This is a genomic window from Oceanobacillus sp. B139/18 (genome assembly GCF_055524595.1).
This window is the reverse complement of sequence record NZ_JBVFXI010000001.1, coordinates 1,240,837-1,257,172: the sequence shown is the minus strand read 5'-3', so window position 1 is coordinate 1,257,172 and position 16,336 is coordinate 1,240,837. Positions and strand designations below refer to the sequence as shown.

The following is a 16,336-nucleotide window of genomic DNA, read 5'->3' as shown; positions in this document are numbered from 1 at the left end:
CATTACTGACGCTTTAATGCAGATGATACATCATAATGCTCTAAAATGATATCTGTTTCTTCATGTAAAGCTAATTTTGCAAGCTGCTGTCCAAGATAAGGGCCCATCGTCAGTCCGGATGAACCGAGTCCGTTTGCTAAAAGAATATTGGAATATGCAGGCAGTTCGCCGATAACCGGCAAGAAACCGGGTGTGTACGGGCGAAAGCCGACCCGGGTTTCCAAAATGGTTGCTTCTGCTAACTCTGGTGCAATCTCAAGCCCTTGATCTAAAATTTCATGTACGGCTGCTGCGGTGACGCGATAATCAAAATTAACCTTATCCTCATGAGTTGACCCAATGACGAAGCGGTTGTCATCCTGCGTGAGTAAATATTTCGTTCCAGGAGGCATAACTACCGGCCAATGTGCTGTGTGTAAACATGGAATTTCCAGATGCATAATTTGTGCCCGCTGGAACGAAACATCCAGATGGATGTCCAAAGGGTCTACGGTTTCCTTCATCCAAGCTCCGTTCGCCAAAATGACTTTTTCGGCATCAATGACCTCATTATTATACTCCACACCGGTTACCGTATTACCAGCTGTGTATAATTTGGCATCTCCAGATAGAAGGGAAGCCCCATTTGCTTTGGCAGCATTTCTTAAAGCCTTTACTAATTTTCTTCCATCGACCCGCGCTGCTCCACTGATAAAGACAGCCTGGTAATCCTTTTGCAAAATGGGAAAGCGCTGATATGTTTCTTCGGCATCCAGACGGATAATATCACCGATTTCTGGAGCGTCTTCCCGGCGTTTATACGCTCTTTCTTCCATACCGTCTACTTTTTTGGAGTCTGTATGGAGGCTGAGTGCTCCTACCTGTTTATAACCGGTATCCTTCTCGCCGAGATTTTCTAAATCCGCTATAAGCGATGGATATATCCGGGCGCCATTTTTAGCAAGATGATACCACTTTTTGTTACGGCGCTGGGAAACCCACGGGCAAATAATTCCTGCTGCTGCGTCCGTTGCTTGACCTTCATCGTGCCGGTCAATCAGAATGACCTCTGCACCTTGTTTTGAAAGATAATAGGCGGTGCTGGAACCTAAAATGCCGCCGCCAATAATAATATAAGGTTTACTCATTTTTATCCCTTGAAATAACCTGATACATGGCTTTGATTTTACCCAAAAGCTCTGCTTCGCGGAAGGAAAGCATAATCAGCAAATCGCCCTGAGTCTCAACGCTGCCGAATGGAACTTTAAATTGTACATTCGATTTCCAGAATAAATCATTAAATTCATTAATACGCTGTTGTTGCAGCTCTAATGCTTCTAATAACGTTTCTAAACTGGGCGGTTCTTCCGTCCAATCCTTTGGGCTTGTCCCAGAGCTGAAAAGTTCAGCATAGCCAGCTGGTATATTTTCTGATTTTACAGGGTAGCGGAATAAGAATTTTTCCATGGTTACGAGCGCGTGGCCTAAATGCCAGCGGATCGTTGTATCAAAATAGTCTGCCTGCACATCGATACTATTATCATCCAGCTCGGAAGCAAAGGTGAGCAAAGCAGTACGTGTTAAGTTAAATTGTTTTCTTGTCATTTCATCAATCCTCCAATGATACTAATTATAATCTAATAATGATTATTTTTACAGTATTTTGAGGCGGAATCAATAATATTTCCAGCATTTTTTTACAGAAACAAGATTAGGGCTGGAGCATAGGACATTAAATGTGATAATCTATATATGGAAAGTTTGTCGAGGGAGGAAATCAAAAATGTCAAAAACACTTATTTTCGGACATAAAAATCCAGATACGGATACTATTTGTTCCGCATTAGCTTACGCTGATTTAAAAACAAAATTGGGGGAAGACGTAAGTCCTGCACGCTTAGGTGAAGTAAATGGGGAAACAAAATTTGCTTTAGAGCAATTTGGAGTAGAAGCTCCAGCACTTGTTCAGAAATTAGAAGATGGCGCTGATGTTATTTTAGTAGACCATAATGAATTCCAGCAAAGTGCTGATAACATTGAAAACGCGGTTATCCACGAAGTAATCGATCACCACCGTGTATCCAATTTCCAAACCAAAGAGCCGCTTTATTTCCGTGCCGAGCCAGTGGGATGTACCGCAACTATTTTAAACAAAATGTACAAAGAAAAACAAATTGAATTAGATAAACACATTGCAGGATTATTATTATCCGCTATTGTTTCCGATTCTTTATTATTAAAATCACCGACGTGTACAGAAGAAGATGTAAAAGCAGCGCAAGAATTGGCTGAAAAGGCTGGAGTGGACCTGGAAGAATACGGTTTAGAAATGTTAAAAGCCGGTGCAGATATCAGTGATAAAACGGTTAAAGAATTGATTACCATGGATGCTAAGGAATTTGCAATGGGCGATGCAAAGGTAGAAATCGCTCAGGTAAATGCAGTCGATGTCAGTGAGATTTATCAGCTTCATGATGAATTAGTAAGTGAAATCACGGCAACTGTAAATGAAAAAGGATTGGATTTATTCTTGTTTGTTGCAACTGATATTCTAAATAATGATTCCGAAGTATTAGCAGTAGGACCAGAAAAAGCTAATGTTGAAAAAGCATTCCATGCCACTTTAGATGAAAATGATCGTGCTTTATTAAAAGGTGTTGTTTCCCGTAAGAAACAGATTGTGACAGCTTTAACAGAGCAATTTTAAAACGGTATATAAAAAAGTGAAATCCCCTTGCCTGATTGGTGAGGGGATTTTGTTGATATCGATTTACTAGTAGAAGGATGTTGAGCAATTGATAAGAAATTTTAAGCGTTTTGATTTGATAAACTGAAAAAGAGGAGGGATTTTGATGAAGGAGGAACCGATAAAAAGAAGGGTAGACACTGCATCAAGAGTGATTATGGCATCCCCACAAACCATTTATCAAGCATTTATAAACCAGGAAGCACTGATTTCATGGCTGCCGCCAAAAGGAATGTCAGGTCATGTGGATGCATTTGACCCTAGGCAGGGAGGAACTTATAGGATAACTCTTACGTACGAAATGGATAGTGCGCATTCTGGTAAAACTACAGATAATACAGACGTAACGCAAGGCAGGTTTTTGGAGCTGGTTCCAAACAAGCGCATCGTTCAATCCGTCAATTTCGATTCCGGAGACTCGTTATTTTCAGGAGAGATGATTCAAAAATGGCTTTTTGAAGACGCTTCAGAAGGCACAAAAGTTACTGTCATTTGCGAGAACGTACCTGAAGGAATACGAAAGGAGGATCATGATATAGGTTTAAAATCCACATTGGAGAATCTTGCTGTCTTTACGGAATAAAAAAAGTAACCATTGTTTTAAATCCTCCCTATAGAAAAATGATAAATAAAAAAAGCTGATCAATGATGATCAGCTTTTTTCGATTATCTGCTTATTAGTTTTTAACAACGTTAGCAGCTTGTGGTCCGCGGTTTCCTTCTTCGATATCGAAAGTAACTGTTTGACCTTCTTCTAAAGTTTTGAAACCTTCGCCTTGGATTGCAGAGAAATGTACGAATACATCGTCTCCACCTTCAACTTCGATGAAACCGAAGCCTTTTTCAGCGTTAAACCATTTTACAGAACCTGTGTTCATTCTTTTACCTCCACGTGCAATTGTTGCACTGTTTATTACTATTTAGTTCAAAGTTAAATTTCAAGACGAAAGATGTATCCCATCCTGTATTTCTACCGAATCTAAATAAGTATCCTTATTATAGCATCTACAATGATAAAAGCCAACCTTTTTAGGAAAAAAGTTTCTAAACCTGCTTATACACAAATTTTTTAACCGATTATTTTTCTGAAATCACTTAAAGAGCGGGCTTTCCGGCTATTATTAAAAATCAAAATAAATCTGGGTATCTGTCTTGCTCGACTTGTACGTTTATCACATATAGTAAAAAGAGAGAACAAAAAGGAGGAAGAAACGATGCAAGGTAAAGAGCGATTTCATCCGCAGCGATCGAATGAAAAGACCATTGTGCATCCGACAAAGCATCAATATGTCCACACGTCATCCGAATCTGTTGTTAATCATATTCATCCTGTCCATACAACGTATGTAAATCACCATAGTATAAAAAAGCAGCATCCGCACCCGTATGGAAAAAATGCCTTTATGGGCAGACCGCAAATTGGACCACGTCCGCCATTCCCTTCTGCGCCGTTCGCTTTACCAGGACAAATGCCTCCTGGACACATGGGAGAAATGAGAAATCACCCAGGCATTCGTCCGCCGAGAAGACCGGGAATGTGGTGAAAATAACAATGGGCAGTGCGGACTGCCTTTTTGTTAAACAGAGACAAGCTTTCAAATCAAGTATTCCTGCGTTAAAATAGGAGATAACTTAAGCTTGTAAAGAAGAAAGGATATTACTGTGAAAATTTTACATGTAACAGGCTATAAGCCGACGGAATTAGGCATCTTCAAAGAAAATGATCCCAGAATTGTTTTTATTAAGGCAGCTTTAGAGAAAAGGCTGCGCACCTTTATAGAAGAAGGATTAGAATGGATTATTATTTCTGGACAGATGGGTATTGAGCTGTGGGCTGCTGCTGTGATAATGGATTTAAAAGAAACCTATGAGGTACAAGTAGGTGTTTTTCCGCCGTTTGAAAATCAGGATGAACGTTGGCCGGACCCGATCAAGGAAAAATATGAAGAATTAATGATGACAGCCGATTTTTTCAAACCGCTGTATAGAGGTGGGTATCAGGGGGCGTACCAATTTCGGGCGAAGGATTTATGGCTGATTGATAAAAGTGATGCTGCTTTACTCCTCGTGGATGAAGAATATCCCGGCAGCGTTCGCTATTTTTATGATGCAGTGAATCGGACGTCCAAGGAGTACCCCGTTTTTACGATTACACCTCAGGACTTAGAGGATGTTGTCGAAGAACTGCAAATGCAGGACCCCGATTACTGGGATTCTCCGGATAATTATTGAATGGTACAGCCCTTATACAACATAGGATGGTATGAGGGAGGGATGTTCGCAATGTATTATACTTATGGACCACCTAATTATGGGCATAGAATGTATGAGCGACAAAATAATCAGCAGGGGACCATCACGGTCACTGGCGTGGGCACGGTTATAGTTTCGCCGAGTATTGCCCGTATTCAATTGGTTGTTTCCACCGTCAGCAGCTCTTTAGAGGAAGCGCAGAAAGAAAATACAGGACGAATGAATCAGGCTCTGGATACCTTGCAGCAAATTGGTGTTCCTAGAGAGCAGATTCAAACTACCAGCTTTTCTGCAAGACCGATGTATAGCTATCAGGATGGCAATCAGATATTACAGGGCTACGAGGTTCGAAATGAAATCACTGTAGTTACGGATGATATGGATCGAATTGGAGAAATCATTGATCGTGTCACCGAAAATGGCGTAAATGAAGTTGTTTCGATTGAGTTTTCGGTAAATGACCCGGAGAACTTTTATATGGAAGCATTAAGCTTTGCACTTACAGATGCAAAGAAGAAGGCAGAAAGCTTAGCTGAACAGCTTGGCGCTAATTTAAACACGGTTCCATTAAAGATTAACGAACAGACTGCTTCGCCAGGGGTTGGACCTGCGCAGGTATTCAAGATGGTGTCTACGCCAATTGAACCGGGAAATCAATCGATAGAAGCACGCCTGGAAGTAGTGTATCAGCTTTAAGAAAGGAAATATAAAAAAATACAAATCAAGCATGTTGAAAGTACTTGATTTGTATTTTTTTATTGTAAGCGTGGCATTCCCTATATACAAATAGAGATAATGTATAAAATGATTGCCGCTATAAACAGCAGTCCGTTAATCATTAAAAATAAGCCATAGTATTTTAACATTTCTTCCAAAGCCTGCTTGCTTTTTCTGTCCGACCTCAAAAGACGGCCTGCTTCCATTCCGCTTTTATACAAATAAACACCCAGCAAAATAGATGCGAGCCCGGGAACAGGCCCGATAATGGACGGGAAATTCTGAATGATGATGAAAATTCCGTACAGAATGATGATAATACCGAGAAATTTGCTTAAAATATGAATCCATTTAAAGTATTTTGGGTGCAAGTATTCCAAAAAAATGCTCCTTTCCGAAAGTGATGTTTTTTATTTAACATCTTTTCTAAAGCTCCAAATCGCTTAAGTATCCTTCCCCTGTGTGAATATATTGGTATATCTCGTATAAATCCTTATCCAATTTGTTATCTTTAACGGTTTCCTCCATATTCTCTGACATGTAGTCCGTCGCTTTGAACCATTCCTCATTCTCGAGTGCTCCTTCCGGATAGGGAATGTCAGGGGAGATAGCGTGAACTTCCTCGAGCCTTTCTATCATTTGATACGTACGCCAACTTGGATATAATTTGATATCCCGCCAGTTCTCTTTCTCTCTTAATAGATTTTGTTCCTTTATATCTCCATCAATAATAATGGCATATAAATGCCAAAAATCAGATGCTTCTGCGTTTTTATCAAGATCTGGCTCCCATTCTTCAAGATCTTTTTCTTCCAGAATGTCGGGAATATTGTGGAATGCAGCATTCAGCGGATTTTCCAATCCAGAAAAGGCCCTGTCGATAAAATCCTCTTTGATGGCAGAAGCATATAATTCTTCCAATGATCCAATAACGGCTTCTTCGTCTAACCGCTGTAAAACATCACCGGAATATGTAAGAGGATCAAAGCGAAAAACATTTGCTTGACGCCCGTCATCCAATACGATATTGAGTGCATAATCATTAAAAGAACGTCCTTTGTAGTTTATTTCCTCTATTGTCAGGGATTCCTCTTTTTCCGATATCATGAAAGCATAAAAATATTCCAGCATTGAAAAATATAATTTGTCATAGCTGTCATTATACGATTCTTCCTCATTTATACAGGTGGAGTAGACGGCGGTTGCGAGTTCTTCTTCTAAGTTCTCCTTAGAAACCAATACATCCTCATTTAGCTTTTCCTTTAAAGGTTCATGCGTATCCCTTTCAAAAAGAGAAACTCTTTCCTCCAGCGCTTCTTCTGTACCTGCTTCCATAGAGCTGCAATTTACTTCCACGTCAAATGAACTTTCTTCTAGGTTGTCTGTTCCACAAGCTGAGAGGATAATGGTCAGAATCAGGATAAATGATAATTTTTTCATATTAATTCCCTCTCTCCTATGTAATAAAAATAAAAAAGATAAGATAAAACAAAATAATTAAGCTGGCCAATATGCTAGTCAGCAGCAGGAACCAAAGATGATTTTTGAAAAAATTTTCTAATACATATATTCTTGATGCATCTTTTTTGAGTTCTCCCGCAAACTTTCCCGTTTTAAATAAAAAGCTTCCTAATATCATCAGGATAAGCCCCGGAACAGGAGCAATAAGAGCAGAAGAAAAACCGGTGAAAAATAGAAGCAATCCATAGATAAATAAAATAATTCCGACAAATATTCCCCAAATCTGGATGCGTGTCAGGTATTTTTGGTTTAGCGTTTCGATACCTATCCCTCCTTATTTTTTGATACACCTCTGAATTATTAGTAGATAATGAAACATATTACCATAATTTTGTTTTAAAATGGAAGAGCAGTACTATCATTAAATGAAGTTTCGCTTTATAATAAAAACATCATTTTGTTCAAAGGGAGTGGGCTGTATGAATTACCATGTAAGATCGGCAGAAGAGACAGATATTGGTGCTGTTCAGCGTATTGTTTGCCAAAGCTGGCATGATACATATGAAGGCATTATACCCAGAAGCATTCAGGATGCATTTTTAAATAAATCATATAGTAATCAAACCATGCTTCAGCGTATCGAGCTTTCCAGTCTATATGTTGTGGAGTCGGATAAACGAATAGAAGGGTTTGCGAATTTTAGCCGGGTATCAGAAAAAGGAATCAGTACGCTTTATGCTATTTACTTGTATCCGGATACACAAGGGAACGGAATGGGAACAGCGTTATTAGAATATGGGATAGAGGATTTGAAACCTGCGTTTATTCAGCTAAATGTAGAAAAGGAAAATGCAAAAGGGATGGCGTTTTATAAAGCAAGAGGTTTCAAGATTATTTCTGAATTCACCGAAGACCTCAGCGGGCACACGTTACATACCTGTACAATGGAATTAGAAGTAAATCGTTCCTCTAATTAATCATTAGAACACGCTTCTGATTTTTGCTATACTAAGGAACATAACCGAATTGGAATAGGAGAAGTTGACATGGCGACAACACTACTAACTAGAATCAACGAACGGCTCCATCAATTTTCTAAAACTGAGAAAAAGATTTCGAAGTATATTTTACATCATGCAGAGCTTATTCCAAATATGACGACGAAAGAATTAGCGAATAAGGCGGATGTGAGCGAAGCAAGTGTTATTCGTTTTGCAAAGACAATCGGAATTGGAAGTTTTAAAACCTTTAAAATTTCCTTGGCACAGGAGTTAGCGGTAACAGATGATTATATCACTGACTTTTCTATTTTACAGAAAAAAGATTCTCCCTATGAATTGTTTCAAAAAGTCGTTCATGTGAATAAAAATGCGATCGAGCTGACGATGGAATCTTTAGAAAAAAAAGAGTTGGATGATGCAGTCAACGTGCTAAAAAATGCTCGTAAGATTATATTTTATGGTGTAGGCGGCTCATCGATTGCTGCGCTCGATGCGGTATATAAATTTACGAAACTCGGATATGAAGTGGAGTTTAATGCAGATTTTCACTACATGCTGTCAAAGGTGCCTCATTTTAACAGCCAGGATGTATTTGTAGCCATCAGTATGTCTGGAAAGACGAAGGATGTTTTAGATTTAGCGCGATTGGCTCAAGAAAAAGGAGCTAAGGTTATTGCAATAACGAACATGAATAAGTCCCCGCTATATAAAGAAGCAGATATTCGATTAGCGACACCGAATGTAGAGCAGGATTTCCGGATTGGAAGTATTACTTCAAGAATGACCCAGCTGACGATGGTAGACAGCTTGTATATCAGTATTTTTAATATCATCGGTGAAAATGTGCTGGATGAATATCAAGAAGCTAGAGATTATGTTGTGAAATTAAGAAGATAGCTTCTTTTTTTATTATAAAATGAAATTTAATTTCACAAAATATATAAATCTTATTGACTTTTAATTTCAAAAACATTTAAAATAGAGTTATAAGCGAATAGAGGAGAGTGATGATATGCTCGATAAGTTAACAACAGAAATGCGAAATCAGCATTCGATGCATTTAGATGAGATGTCGACAATGGAAATTTTAGAGACAATGAATAAAGAAGATGAGCAGGTTTTAACAGCAATCAAGGAGCAGCTGCCGCAAATTGAGAAAGCTTCAAAATATGCGATTGAATCGTTTAAGAAAAATGGAAGACTGATTTATGTCGGAGCTGGTACAAGCGGCAGGTTAGGCGTTTTAGACGCAGTGGAATGTGTTCCTACATTTGGTACGCCGTCAGAGATGGTTCAGGGAGTTATTGCGGGTGGTATGAAAGCGCTTTACGAAGCCGCAGAAGGTGCGGAGGATAATCCGGAGCTCGGCGCTGCTGACCTTAAAAACATTCAGCTCTCAGAAAACGATACAGTAATTGGAATAGCTGCGAGCGGACGTACACCGTATGTTATCGGCGCTTTGCAATATGCTGATTCGAAAAAAGCGAATACAGTCAGCGTATCCTGTAATAAAGATGCTGTCATGAGCCAGTATGCTTCTGTAGCAATTGAACTGAAAACAGACGCGGAGGTGCTGACTGGTTCTACAAGATTAAAGGCCGGGACTGCTCAGAAAATGACTTTAAATATGATTTCGACTGCAGCAATGGTAGGCATTGGCAAGGTTTATCAAAACTTTATGGTGGATTTAAAGCCGACGAATGAAAAATTATTGGAAAGGTCTAAACGAAACATAATGGAAATCACTGGAGCCGACTATGATACAGCAGCCTCCTATTTTGAAAAGGCAAACAACCAGGTGAAGGTTGCGATTGTGATGATACTGCTGGAATGCTCCTATGATGATGCGGTGAATAGATTGAATAATTCGGATGGATTTGTTCGACATGCGCTGACAAAATAAAGGGAGGGTTTACCATGAAGAAAGAACAGAGAATGGCCGCGGAAATTTTAGAACAGGCAGGCGGTAAAGGTAATCTCCAGCGGATTGCTCACTGTATGACACGGCTGCGCTTATCTTTAAAGGATGATTCGAAAGCTGATTTGGCAGGGTTAAAACAGATTGATGGCGTAATGGGCGTGGTTGAAGATGAGACACTGCAAATCGTAATCGGGCCTGGTACTGTCAATAAGGTTGCTGCAGAAATGAGCCAGCTGACTGGATTTGGCATCGGGGAAGACGCAAATGCGGATGATTTAACGTTTGAAGAAAAAGCAGCACTGGATAAACAAAATATGAAAGCAAAGAACCGGACCCCCTTTAAAAACTTTTTACGTAAGCTTGGAAATATTTTTATACCTTTAATTCCGGGCCTTGTAGCATCAGGAGTTATTAATGGCGGAGCGAACTTTGCAGTCAACGCAGGGGTGGATCCAGAGCAAAACTGGATGCAGATATTGCTCTTGTTTGGCGGCGTTATCTTTGCTTCCTTAGGAATCTTAGTAGGCTGGAATACTTCAAAGGAATTTGGCGGAACTCCGGTATTAGGTGCTATAGCAGGAATGATTTTATTTAGCCCGCAGCTTGAAAATATTGCGATTTTTGGAGAGGAATTAACTCCCGGCAGAGGCGGTTTGTTTGGTGTTATCTTTGCTGCCTGGCTGATGACGGTTGTTGAGAAAAATGTGCGTAAAGTGATGTGGAATGCAGTTGATATTATTTTTACTCCTTTAATTACCGTGCTGGTTGTTGGATTTGTATCCTTATTTGCCATTATGCCGGCAGCAGGTTTATTATCCGATGGAATCACTAAAGGGTTGATTGCCTTGATTGAGACGGGCGGCGTTCTAGCAGGGGCCGTTCTGGCAGGGTTCTTCCTGCCATTGGTTACGGTTGGCCTGCATCACGGTTTGACACCGATTCACTTAGAGTTGATTAATGCATTTAATGAAACGGCACTGTTGACCATTTTAGCGATGGGCGGCGCCGGGCAGGTTGGCGCAGCGATTGCGATTTATGTAAAAACCAAAAATAAGCATTTAAAAAATATTATCAAAGGAGCTGCTCCGGTTGGCTTTTTAGGGATTGGTGAGCCGTTAATGTACGGGGTGACACTGCCGCTTGGAAGACCGTTCTTAACCGCTTGTTTAGGAGCATCCATCGGCGGAGCGTTCCAGGCAGTGATGAATACAGCAGCTGCAGGAATTGGCGTTTCAGGCTTATCATTGATACCATTAATAACAAATGGGCAGTATATAAGCTATTTTCTAGGACTTGTTATTTCGTATGTATTTGGTTTCTTATTTACGTATGCGTTCGGCTTTAAGGATAGTATGGCAGATGGAATTTAAGAAGAAACAGGAGGCTGCGGCCTCCTGTTTCTTCTTAATATAATAGATGGAGGGATAGTTATGTTAGGAATTTCTGTTTATTTAGGGAATACACCAATAGAACAACAGATTCCCTATATTCGAAAAATGAAGGAAAGTGGATTTCATTCCATTTTCACCTCTTTGCATATTCCGGAGGATGATCAGACAATATACAAAGAGCAGCTTCAGGCGCTTGGTAAAGCAGCGAGTGAATTAGATATGGAACTCATGGCGGATATTTCACCAAATTCGTTGCAGGCATTAGGCTTTAACTGGGAGAATGCAGATCAATTACTAAACTGGGGACTCTCCGGTCTAAGGATTGACTACGGTATTGATGACCAGACAATCATTGATTTATCACATGAAATGCGGATTGCATTAAATGCCAGTACCATTGACGTGGACGCGTTAAATCATTTGAGGGCGAAAGGTCTCCATATGGAAGCAGTAGAAGCATGGCATAATTATTATCCGCGTCCGGAAACCGGGTTAGGGTCCGTAGATTTTATTCAAAAAAATAGGGCATTAAAAGAAGCTGGTTTAACCGTAATGGCTTTTATACCGGGAGATAAGCAATCACGGGGCCCGCTATACGAAAAATTGCCAACCTTGGAACAGCACCGCGGGTATTCCCCATTTGCTGCATATCTGGAATTAGAAAAATTTGGTGAAGCTGATAAAATCGTTGTTGGTGATGTTGAAATAGGAGAGGATTCTCTGGAACAATTTCAGGCCTATATCGAGAAGGATGAAATACTAATCCGGGCTGTTTCTGATAAACGAGCAGACTCTGAAATAATCCGTAAAGCAGCGGCTGCAATGACCAACCGGGCGGATTATGCAAGAGATTGTATCCGTGCCGTTGAATCGAGAAGCTATGCGCAATTTGGAGAATCAGGTGTTCAGGCTCAAAATAATGCGGAGCGTCCTGTAGGTTCTGTAACGATAGATAATGAAAAATATTTGCGTTACCAGGGTGAAATTCAAATCACCTTAGCCGATTTACCGGCGGATGAAAGGGTAAATGTGCTGGGGCAGGTAATTGAAAATGATTTACCGCTGCTTCCATGGATTAAGGGGAATCAGAGATTTCGGATTGAATGGCTGTAACGGACTAAATCCTGCAGGGATATCCATTAACTAATGATGAGCTTTTTCATTTTATACAGAGAGGGGAGAGCTGCGGCCTTTCATTTTCCTAGCCATATTATTTCTATAACAGATTAGGAGTGCATCTTATTTTATTTGATAATCAGATGATATGAGATATTTATTCACCTCGAATGAAAAATGTGAAATAATATAGGAAGGTTACAGGAAAAGTGGGGATGCTTAGTGGATATACATATTGTTCGGATGACACAAAAGTATGCAGTGGAGGCACTTTGCTGGAAGTACGAAAAACCGTATGACTTTTATAATAATGTGTTAACGACTAGTGCGATTGTAGAATTGCTTGGCGGCGGCTATTACGCAATGGTAGATTCATCTCACAGGTTAATTGGTTTCTTTTGCACTGGCCGTTCAGCCAAGGTTCCTGCCGGAGATAGAAATGCAGCTTATATAGAAGATTGTGTTGATTTAGGTTTGGGAATGAATCCACAGTTGACTGGAAAAGGAAACGGAGATTCATTTTTAAAAAGAATTCTTCATTTTATTGAGCAGGAGCATAGAGGCAAGGCGATTCGGCTTACCGTTGCGTCTTTCAATAAACGAGCAATCCAATTATATGAGAAAAATCACTTTATTAAAGAACATCAATTTCGATATAAAGGAATAGAGTTTATAACGATGAAACGTAACAATCCAGCAATATAGACAAAACGTACATTTATCGGATTAATAGTTATTTGCGTAGGACAAAACCGCCTTCTTTCATAAGATGTATTATGCATTGGAAAGGAGGGAGTCCGAATGAGCCGAGATAAATGTCAATGTAGCCGTTGTCGCAATTCGAACCGGGATGAGGATGTACGTGTTCATCCAACAAGGCATGAGGTTCGTACTACTAATAGCGTGAAAACTGTAAAAAACATTCATCCGACAGAAATTAAAAATGTGCATCGCACAATTGTCCGCAATGAAAATTATTATCCAGTCAGAGAATCCAATGTGAACGAAACGGTTGTTGAAAATTATGATTGTGGCAGCGACGTAAACGATTCAAGTAACTGCCGCAGAGTAGGTGGTTCAAATAATGGCGGGGGTGGAAATCACCATCATTCCGACCATTGCGGCAAACGTTCTGAGAACCGCTGCGAAAGAAAACGTTCCTGCGGTTGCGGCAGAAACCGTAATTGGTTCTTCTAAAAATTGAAATATTATTAGCTGGAGAGCCTGCGCTTCTCCTGGTTATCATGATGTCGTAAAATAACTCTTATTAAGAAAGCTTTTTCAATGGGAAGAAGATAACCCGTGAAAGGCTTCTTAATAAGAGTATTTTTTGTGTTTTAGAAAGGCGTTTTTCTTGAGCAGATATCTTGAGGTAGATAAATGATTATGGTAATAATATTAATTGTGTTTAAAAAACGACAAGCATTTGTGATAAACATAACATTTTAAACGAAGAAATATTGGAGGTATACGAATGAAAATTGCAGCAATGATTGGAAGCAACCGCGCAGAATCTTACAACAAACAACTTGTTGAATATATGAAGGACCGTTATCAGGAAAAAATAGAAATTGATATTTTGCCGATAGAAAAATTACCTTTCTATAATCAGGATGAGGAATTAAATCCGCCAGAAATTGTAAAAGAAATTCGTCAGCGTATCAAAGATAGTGACGCTATTTTATTTGCTACACCTGAATACAATGGGTCTATTTCGGGTATGTTAAAAAATGCAATTGACTGGTTCTCCCGTGTTGATTTAGTTATGGTAAATAAACCTGGAATGGTAGTAGGAGCTTCAATGGGAGCCCTTGGTACAGTAAAAGCTCAACTACAGCTTCGTCAAATTTTAAATTCTCGCGGAGTCGGGGTATTGACTCTGCCAGGAAATGAAGTATTAATTGGTTCCGTTCAGAACAAAATGAACGAGCAAGGAAATCTGACGGATGAACAAACCATTGATTTTCTTGATTCCGTTGTTCATAACTTTATCGAGTGGTGCGATACGTTAAAGAATTAATTTTATTGCGGTCCCGTGAAACTGCGGGTCGGCCTTTGTTCTTTTTAAATTTCAGCAGGGGTAACTCCCGCTGAATAAAGCTTCAGTTTATGCCGGTGATTTTACAGTCACCGGTTTTGTCTTTTTTCACACTGAAACCATTCAATTGGAGAACCGAAAGCTCCGGCTGAATAAAGTTTCGTTTTATAGTGAAGCAAAATTGGGAAAGAAATAACTATATGAAAAATAATGACTCACCGATAGCTAAATAAAAATATATTTTTAATGAAAGAAGGGTCGTAAATGGATGAGAGTCATGAATCATCAATAGATACAAAAAATATTAGCCGGGCGCCCATTCTGATTGTTTTATTATCCGGAGCCTTTGTAGCTATTCTGAATCAGACGTTACTAGGAACGGCATTGCCTCATATGATGGCGGATTTAGATATTGATGCAAATACAGTACAATGGCTGCAATCTGCTTTTATGCTCGTGAATGGGATTATGATCCCGATTACAGCCTTTTTAATTGGGACGTTTACGACGCGAAGTTTATTTCTAACCGCGATGTCCTTGTTTACAATAGGTACACTGGTTTGTGGCGTTGCACCAGAGTTTTTCTCACTACTATTGGGGCGTGTTCTGCAGGCAGCGGGTGCCGGAATTATGATGCCGCTGATGCAGACCATTTTGATTTTAATTTATCCAAAGGAAAAACGGGGCAGTGCAATGGGAATGTTCGGTTTAGTTATTTCCTTCGCACCCGCCATCGGACCGACGCTATCTGGGTATATTGTAGAGCATTTTCCTTGGAGAACATTATTCTTCATGGTTCTGCCAATTGCTATTTTAAACATAATTATCGCTTACTTTTTACTTAAAAATGTGACGAAACGAACCTTTCCTGAATTAGATAAGTTATCCATTTTATTATCTACACTTGGTTTCGGCGGTATTCTATACGGATTCAGCACCGCTGGAAATGCAGGCTGGTTAAGCTATCAGGTTATCGGTTCCTTAGTCATCGGCGGAGTTATGCTGGCATGGTTTATTACCAGACAAATGCATTTGAAAACACCTATTTTAGAATTTCGGGTATTTAAATATCGGATATTTACAATTACTACGGTATTAGGTATGGTTACGTTTATGACAATGATCGGAGCTGCTGTCATTTTGCCGCTTTATATGCAGCAAATGTTAGGATTCAGCGCCTTTCATTCAGGACTGGCTCTGCTGGCAGGTGCTGTTATACAAGGGTTAATGAACCCGATTACCGGAAGGCTTTTTGACCGATACGGTGCCAGGTATTTGGCAATGATTGGTTTAGTGCTGATTGTCGGTACGACCTTTATGTTAAGCACGTTAACGACAGAAACAAGCTTTATATTTATCGCAACGATTCATGCCTTGAGAATGCTGGGGGTGGCTATGGCGATGATGCCTGTTACAACAGCAGGTCTCAATGTATTGCCCGAAAAGTATATTTCGCATGGCACAGCAGTGAACAATACTTTAAGACAGGTTTCCGGAGCAATCGGTACAGCATTGCCAATTACCATTATGTCTACAGCATCTATCCCTGAACAGGGAATCCAAGGGATGGTTCATGGTGTCAATGTTTCTTTCCTTGTCACTGGAATAATCTCTATCATTGCGCTGGTATTGACATTCTTTATCCATGATCGGGATTAACTATTTAATATAATGAAAAAGACCTTAGAACATCCGGTGTTCTAAGGTCTTTTT

18 protein-coding genes and 1 pseudogene are annotated in these 16,336 nt (G+C 39.8%); 14 read left to right on the top strand and 5 right to left on the bottom strand.

Translation table 11 applies throughout. From position 1 onward, the window contains the following. Positions 1 to 2: 2 nt before the first annotated feature. Complete coding sequence (locus tag ACZSMY_RS06110) at positions 3 to 1,127, bottom strand: NAD(P)/FAD-dependent oxidoreductase (protein WP_042533669.1); 1,125 nt, start codon at positions 1,125 to 1,127, stop codon at positions 3 to 5. Beyond that, a complete protein-coding gene (locus tag ACZSMY_RS06105) occupies positions 1,120 to 1,584 on the bottom strand; it encodes a DinB family protein (protein ID WP_256706188.1) in 465 nt (154 codons plus the stop codon). The genes ACZSMY_RS06110 and ACZSMY_RS06105 overlap by 8 nt, the downstream gene beginning before the upstream one ends. A gap of 178 nt (positions 1,585 to 1,762) precedes the next feature. On the opposite strand from ACZSMY_RS06105, the gene ACZSMY_RS06100 reads away from it, so the two are divergent. Together ACZSMY_RS06100 and ACZSMY_RS06095 are read left to right on the top strand one after the other, a co-directional pair. Beyond that, positions 1,763 to 2,686: a manganese-dependent inorganic pyrophosphatase gene (locus ACZSMY_RS06100; protein ID WP_256706189.1), complete on the top strand. Its 924-nt coding sequence runs from the start codon at positions 1,763 to 1,765 to the stop codon at positions 2,684 to 2,686. Positions 2,687 to 2,831: 145 nt separating this feature from the next. Next, positions 2,832 to 3,308, top strand: a complete 477-nt coding sequence (locus ACZSMY_RS06095) for an SRPBCC family protein (RefSeq protein WP_042533672.1) — start codon at positions 2,832 to 2,834, stop codon at positions 3,306 to 3,308. Between the two features lie 94 nt (positions 3,309 to 3,402). Here ACZSMY_RS06095 and ACZSMY_RS06090 read toward each other — a convergent pair whose 3' ends face one another. After that, positions 3,403 to 3,603 carry a cold-shock protein gene (locus ACZSMY_RS06090; RefSeq protein ID WP_040982314.1) on the bottom strand — a complete coding sequence of 67 codons (201 nt, stop codon included), beginning with the start codon at positions 3,601 to 3,603 and terminating at the stop codon, positions 3,403 to 3,405. Positions 3,604 to 3,939: 336 nt separating this feature from the next. Between ACZSMY_RS06090 and ACZSMY_RS06085 the strand changes: the two genes are divergently transcribed. The 3 genes from ACZSMY_RS06085 (at position 3,940) to ACZSMY_RS06075 (ending at position 5,674) form a co-directional block, all read left to right on the top strand. Continuing rightward, entirely contained in the window at positions 3,940 to 4,269 is a 330-nt protein-coding gene (locus ACZSMY_RS06085) for a CotD family spore coat protein (RefSeq protein ID WP_052485053.1), read from the top strand. A gap of 118 nt (positions 4,270 to 4,387) precedes the next feature. Next, positions 4,388 to 4,957 carry an SLOG family protein gene (locus ACZSMY_RS06080; RefSeq protein WP_042533674.1) on the top strand — a complete coding sequence of 190 codons (570 nt, stop codon included), beginning with the start codon at positions 4,388 to 4,390 and terminating at the stop codon, positions 4,955 to 4,957. 51 nt (positions 4,958 to 5,008) lie between these two features. Beyond that, a complete protein-coding gene (locus tag ACZSMY_RS06075; RefSeq protein WP_042533676.1) occupies positions 5,009 to 5,674 on the top strand; it encodes an SIMPL domain-containing protein in 666 nt (221 codons plus the stop codon). Positions 5,675 to 5,754: 80 nt separating this feature from the next. Here ACZSMY_RS06075 and ACZSMY_RS06070 read toward each other — a convergent pair whose 3' ends face one another. Next, the gene (locus ACZSMY_RS06070) at positions 5,755 to 6,075 is read right to left on the bottom strand and encodes a DUF5362 family protein (RefSeq protein WP_042533677.1); all 321 of its coding nucleotides are present in this window, start codon (positions 6,073 to 6,075) and stop codon (positions 5,755 to 5,757) included. 46 nt (positions 6,076 to 6,121) lie between these two features. Then, a complete protein-coding gene (locus ACZSMY_RS06065) occupies positions 6,122 to 7,135 on the bottom strand; it encodes a hypothetical protein (RefSeq protein ID WP_465147552.1) in 1,014 nt (337 codons plus the stop codon). 500 nt (positions 7,136 to 7,635) lie between these two features. Between ACZSMY_RS06065 and ACZSMY_RS06060 the strand changes: the two genes are divergently transcribed. The 9 genes and pseudogenes from ACZSMY_RS06060 (at position 7,636) to ACZSMY_RS06020 (ending at position 16,282) form a co-directional block, all read left to right on the top strand. Continuing rightward, entirely contained in the window at positions 7,636 to 8,133 is a 498-nt protein-coding gene (locus tag ACZSMY_RS06060; RefSeq protein WP_465147551.1) for an N-acetyltransferase family protein, read from the top strand. Between the two features lie 69 nt (positions 8,134 to 8,202). Further along, positions 8,203 to 9,054 carry a MurR/RpiR family transcriptional regulator gene (locus ACZSMY_RS06055; protein ID WP_042533681.1) on the top strand — a complete coding sequence of 284 codons (852 nt, stop codon included), beginning with the start codon at positions 8,203 to 8,205 and terminating at the stop codon, positions 9,052 to 9,054. Between the two features lie 115 nt (positions 9,055 to 9,169). After that, a complete protein-coding gene (murQ, locus tag ACZSMY_RS06050) occupies positions 9,170 to 10,060 on the top strand; it encodes an N-acetylmuramic acid 6-phosphate etherase (protein WP_042533683.1) in 891 nt (296 codons plus the stop codon). Between the two features lie 14 nt (positions 10,061 to 10,074). After that, positions 10,075 to 11,448 (top strand): PTS transporter subunit EIIC, encoded by a 1,374-nt coding sequence (locus tag ACZSMY_RS06045; RefSeq protein WP_042533685.1) that lies wholly within the window; start codon positions 10,075 to 10,077, stop codon positions 11,446 to 11,448. 60 nt (positions 11,449 to 11,508) lie between these two features. Beyond that, entirely contained in the window at positions 11,509 to 12,582 is a 1,074-nt protein-coding gene (locus ACZSMY_RS06040; protein WP_289584608.1) for a DUF871 domain-containing protein, read from the top strand. Positions 12,583 to 12,807: 225 nt separating this feature from the next. Next, positions 12,808 to 13,290, top strand: coding sequence for a GNAT family N-acetyltransferase (locus ACZSMY_RS06035; RefSeq protein WP_042533689.1), 483 nt, complete (start codon positions 12,808 to 12,810; stop codon positions 13,288 to 13,290). Positions 13,291 to 13,386: 96 nt separating this feature from the next. Next, positions 13,387 to 13,614, top strand: a pseudogene (locus tag ACZSMY_RS06030) (CotD family spore coat protein); the annotation flags it as partial. Positions 13,615 to 14,059: 445 nt separating this feature from the next. Then, on the top strand, positions 14,060 to 14,605 hold the full coding sequence (locus ACZSMY_RS06025; protein ID WP_042533691.1) for an NADPH-dependent FMN reductase: 546 nt from the start codon (positions 14,060 to 14,062) through the stop codon (positions 14,603 to 14,605). Positions 14,606 to 14,887: 282 nt separating this feature from the next. After that, positions 14,888 to 16,282 (top strand): DHA2 family efflux MFS transporter permease subunit, encoded by a 1,395-nt coding sequence (locus ACZSMY_RS06020; protein WP_042533693.1) that lies wholly within the window; start codon positions 14,888 to 14,890, stop codon positions 16,280 to 16,282. Positions 16,283 to 16,336 lie beyond the last annotated feature (54 nt).